The following is a 1,337-nucleotide window of genomic DNA, read 5'->3' on the forward strand; positions in this document are numbered from 1 at the left end:
TGAAAATGAATATACTTAGAACAGTACTTTCACTTCTGGGCGTAACTGTCGGCATATTTTCTATCATCTCCGTGTTTACAATAGTAGATTCTCTGGAGAAAAACGTAAAGGAAAGCTTCAGTTTCCTGGGATCAGGTGTGATTTATGTAGACAAGTGGCCTTTTACTGCAGATAGTAATGGGGAGTATAGATGGTGGGATTTTCTCAACAGACCAAATCCTAGCTATGAAGAGTTTAAGGTGCTGCAAGAAAATCTCAAAAACAGTAGCAGTATTGCGATTTTTGCCGATAGAGGAGATATTACTTCCAAAAAAGAGAGCAATAGCTTTACAGATACCCGATTAATCGGAGGTACCTATCAATACCAGTCTCTTTTTGAGCTAGACATCGACAAGGGGAGGTATTTTACACAAAACGAAATACAAGCCGGTAGATCGGTGGTAATCATCGGTAGCGACATTGCCAATAGCTTATTTCCATTTGGTCAGAACCCGATAGGCAAGGAGATAAAGGTTAGAAACAAAAAGTTTTATGTGATAGGCACGCTCAAGAAAGAAGGTGAGAGTTTTCTTGGCTTTACCAGTAAAGACAATTACGCCATTATACCTTATGATGCCTTTAGGACTATGTACTCAACCGGTACAGGTAACGCCAATGAGCTAGGCTCAACGATTGGTATTAAAGGCCAGGACACCGACATCGGTCTTGTAGAATTGGAAGGAGAGCTTACAGGGCTTCTCAGGTCAAAACGGGGTTTAAAGCCTAAAGAAGATGATAATTTCGCATTAAATCGTCCGGAGGCAATTGCCAATGTACTTTCCGGTGTTTTCGATATATTTAGTATTGCCGGCTGGATAATTGGAGGATTTTCAATACTTGTAGGAGGCTTTGGTATCGCCAATATCATGTTTGTTTCTGTAAAGGAAAGAACGAATATTATAGGTGTGCAAAAATCGTTGGGTGCGAAAAATTACTTTATTCTTTTTCAATTCTTATTCGAGTCAGTATTTCTAAGTGTCATCGGGGGACTCGGTGGGTTGGTGCTGGTTGTTTTCATCACCTTCATACCGATGGGCAGTCTCGAGGTCTCTCTTACGCTTAAGAATATTGTATTGGGACTGGGTGTCTCTGCGATAATAGGGACTGTCTCGGGAATCATACCTGCAGCACTCGCTGCGCGATTAGATCCAGTAATTGCAATTAGAAGTAGTTAGGGTTTCTATTTACTCTTAGATCTTACCCAAGCATGGTGCAGTTTAGAGTACGAATATCAATTTCTATCTTCGCAACATATGCAGCTTGAATCCAAAGTCTTCGATTGAATTATACTCTTCGAA

1 protein-coding gene is annotated in these 1,337 nt (G+C 40.5%); it reads left to right on the forward strand.

Annotated features, from left to right (window positions below; genetic code table 11):
* Positions 1–1,214, forward strand: a 1,214-nt coding sequence (locus tag E1176_RS00915) for an ABC transporter permease (protein ID WP_425482539.1), incomplete at its 5' end; no start/stop codon positions are given.
* Between the last annotated feature and the right edge of the window lie 123 nt (positions 1,215–1,337).

Origin of the sequence: Fulvivirga aurantia (assembly GCF_009711475.1) — a bacterium.
Classification (GTDB): Bacteria; Bacteroidota; Bacteroidia; order Cytophagales; family Cyclobacteriaceae; genus Fulvivirga; species Fulvivirga aurantia.